Source organism: Pedobacter sp. 01N416, assembly GCF_056399685.1.
Genome location: NZ_JBFTRT010000571.1, coordinates 1 through 3,195, shown reverse-complemented (window position 1 = coordinate 3,195; position 3,195 = coordinate 1). Strand labels below are relative to the sequence as shown.

Sequence of the window (3,195 nt, the reverse complement as noted above, 5' to 3'; positions counted from 1 at the left end):
GAATACGAAAGCGGTGCCCCGTGCAATAATTCCGATGAGCATAATCGCCAATGGAATATGCAGATAAACGGACATGGTGATATAAATATGCGGGAAACCTACGAAAAGGATTACAATGGCAATAATCAGCCACATATGGTTTGCCTCCCAAACCGGACCAATAGCCTGATACATGGTTTTACGGGTTTTACTTCTATTCTTTGTTGAAGTGAATAGCTCTATAATCCCTGCACCAAAATCGGCCCCACCCAATAAAAAATAGAGCAGAATGGCCATGCATAAAAATGTAATTACAACTTGTTCCATATTAAGATGATTACACAGATTTTTTGATTACACAAATCATAATTATGTGGTTAATTAATTATTTCGTTTCTGGTTTATTATAGAGTACAGGCACCATTTTAATCTGGCGGTAAAGCAAAAACGTTACAATAACGCTTAAAGAAACGTAAATGGCTGAAAAGATATAAAACGAATAGGCAATACCCGGCATCGGCGTAACGGCATCTTTAGTGCGCATAATACCATAAATAATCCACGGCTGCCTACCAACCTCTGTAACTACCCAGCCGGCCTCTAAAGCAATGTAACCAAGCGGAATGGCCACAACAAATAATTTCAGCAGCCAGCGTTTCTCGGTCAAAGGTTTCTTTTTAAATAAAGTGAAGAAATAAGTTAAGGATACTAAAAGTAGCAGTGTGCCAATTCCAACCATAATCTGGAAAGCATAATGGGTTATGGCTACCGGAGGATGCTCGTTTTCTGGAATCTGATCTAAACCCTTTACTTCAGCTTTGAAATCGCCATGTGCCAAAAAACTTAAAGCACCTGGAATTTCGATTGCACCTTTCACGGTTTTATCTTTCTCGTTCACAATTCCACCAATCAATAGCGGGGCAGGTTTTTCGGTTTTGTACAATGCCTCCATAGCCGCAAGTTTAGCAGGTTGCCTTTTGGCTACATCTTTTGCCGAAATATCGCCACTTAAAGGCTGCAATAATGCGCCAATGCAAGCAAATATGGCCGCTATTTTAAAAGCTTTCAGATGAAATTCTTTATTACGGTCTCTCAAGATCATTAAGGCATGTACACCTGCCACAGCAAAGCCTGTGGCGGTAAATGCGGCCAAACACATGTGTAGTGCCTGACTAAACCATGCTTTATTGAACATGGCCTGTATGGGATCGATATTCAGGTATTGYCCGTTTACAAAATCAAAACCCGCCGGACTGTTCATCCAGGCATTTGCGGCAACCACCAAAATTCCGGAGGCCAAGCCGCTTACCCCTACAACCATCCCCGTAAACCAATGAAACCATTTATTTAACTTATTCCATCCATACAAGAAAAAGCCGAGGGCTATTGCTTCGATAAAAAAGGCTGTTCCCTCTAGCGAAAAAGGCATTCCGAATATTGGCCCAGCGTGATCCATAAACTTTGGCCAGAGCAAGCCTAATTCGAAAGATAACATAGTGCCTGATACCGCCCCAGTAGCGAAGAAGATGGCTACACCTTTACTCCAGGCCTTAGTGAGATTTTTATATACCTCATCGTTTGTTTTAAGCCATTTATAATGCGATACGGCCATAAAGAAAGGCATAACCATGCCAATACAGGAAAAAATGATGTGGAAGCCTAACGATAAGGCCATTTGGGAACGGGCTGCGATAAAATCATCCATGAGCTGTAGATTTTGAATTGTAACAAATATAGTTGTTAAACACTAAAGCCTATGGTAATTCAATGACCTTGAAAGGATTATTTTAAATATAGAACGTTTATAAATTGAAAATAGATTTGGATGTTCGTTGCTGCAGTGATAATTATTTTTGTTTAACCACAGATGCACACAGATTTTACAGGCATTATATCCTTATCTGTGTACATCCTTTTATATGTGGTTAATAATTTTTTATAAGCTTAGTTGCTAAACACCTTTYAGCTCATCATAAGCAGCAGTTAAACTCCTTTGGATGCCATCTCCCTTCCATTCTGTTGCATTTGGAATTGAGCTTGCTTTTAGAATGTCTTCTTTGCTTTTTCCTGCTTTGATTTCTCCGCTCACAAAAGTTAAAAGGTTCTGCAAGTAATTTTGAAAAGCTTTAACATCTGCTTTGTTTCCTGTTACTTTTTCAGGATCTAAGCTATGTCCCCAGATAAACAGGGTATCGTTATCAAATTGAGTCAAAATTTTATCCAATGCCGTGATCCAATTGCCGATGTGTGCACCGTTTTCCCGATCAATGTAAGGAAACTTACGGTTGAAAACCAAATCGCCTACATGCGCAATATTTGCATGCTCAAAATGATAAACGGCATCACCATTGGTATGACCAGAGCCATAATAAGAAGCTTTTATGTTCTCATCCCCTACTTTTACTGTCCATTTTGTTCCAAAAGTAGTGTCGGGCAATAACTGTTTATCTAAATTATTTGCTTTCTCTGCACCTCTTTTCTGGTTAACTAAGGAGTTTTGATGCGCCACAACCTTTTCGGCCAATCCTTTAAAGGAGATATTGCCAGCGGTATGGTCGCCATGATGATGGGTATTAATCAGGTATTTGAAAGGTTTTTCGCCTAGTTTTTTTAATTCTTCGATCACATGCGGCGCCGAAGTTGGAAACTGGGCATCTACCACCACAAAACCATTGCTCGAATTTAACCACCCTATTGTACCGCCCTGTTCGGTAAATACCCCTACATTATTGCGCAATGGTTTAAAGTTGTAAGCACGCATTAGCGCTTGCTGTGCAAAAACATCTGATTTATAAATTGAAAGCAAGGCCATGGCCAATGCCGAGTTTTTGATAAAATTTCTTCTTTCCATTTTGGGATTTAGCTAAAAACCACAGCAGTTGCTGTGGTTTAAATTTAATCATTTTGTTCGTAAATTATATTCCGACCAGTTATATTCCCGAACCTGGTGTTGGTCCGGGTTCGTGTCCTGGCCCTAGTGGATTATTCTTGCGTTTATCCTCTTTGTTAAAAAGATTAGTGGTTATTTTCGATGATTTATTTTCATCTAAAGAATCATGATCTCTCACATCTTCTACTTTTTTATCTAGCAAATCGTTCTCAACAACTTTACCTTTTTCCTTATTTGTTTCCATACTATTGTAAATTGATGTATTAAAGAAACAAGTGAAAAATAAGATTGTTTTTTCTTAGTTGTTTTGGGAATGGGTTTATTGA

General features: G+C 38.9%; 4 protein-coding genes. All 4 read right to left on the bottom strand.

From position 1 onward, the window contains the following. On the bottom strand, positions 1-306 hold a 306-nt coding region (locus AC1DND_RS23825), incomplete at its 3' end, for a cytochrome d ubiquinol oxidase subunit II (protein WP_477585058.1). A 58-nt stretch (positions 307-364) separates the two neighbouring features. Then, positions 365-1,684 (bottom strand): cytochrome ubiquinol oxidase subunit I, encoded by a 1,320-nt coding sequence (locus AC1DND_RS23820; RefSeq protein WP_477585057.1) that lies wholly within the window; start codon positions 1,682-1,684, stop codon positions 365-367. 246 nt (positions 1,685-1,930) lie between these two features. Then, entirely contained in the window at positions 1,931-2,830 is a 900-nt protein-coding gene (locus tag AC1DND_RS23815) for an MBL fold metallo-hydrolase (RefSeq protein WP_477585056.1), read from the bottom strand. A 79-nt stretch (positions 2,831-2,909) separates the two neighbouring features. Then, positions 2,910-3,113 carry a hypothetical protein gene (locus AC1DND_RS23810; RefSeq protein ID WP_131031784.1) on the bottom strand — a complete coding sequence of 68 codons (204 nt, stop codon included), beginning with the start codon at positions 3,111-3,113 and terminating at the stop codon, positions 2,910-2,912. Between the last annotated feature and the right edge of the window lie 82 nt (positions 3,114-3,195).

Coding starts and splice junctions, on each gene's coding strand:
- AC1DND_RS23810 (WP_131031784.1), bottom strand. CDS start 3,113: ATGGAAACAAATAAGGAAAAAGGTAAAGTTGTTGAGAACGATTTGCTA.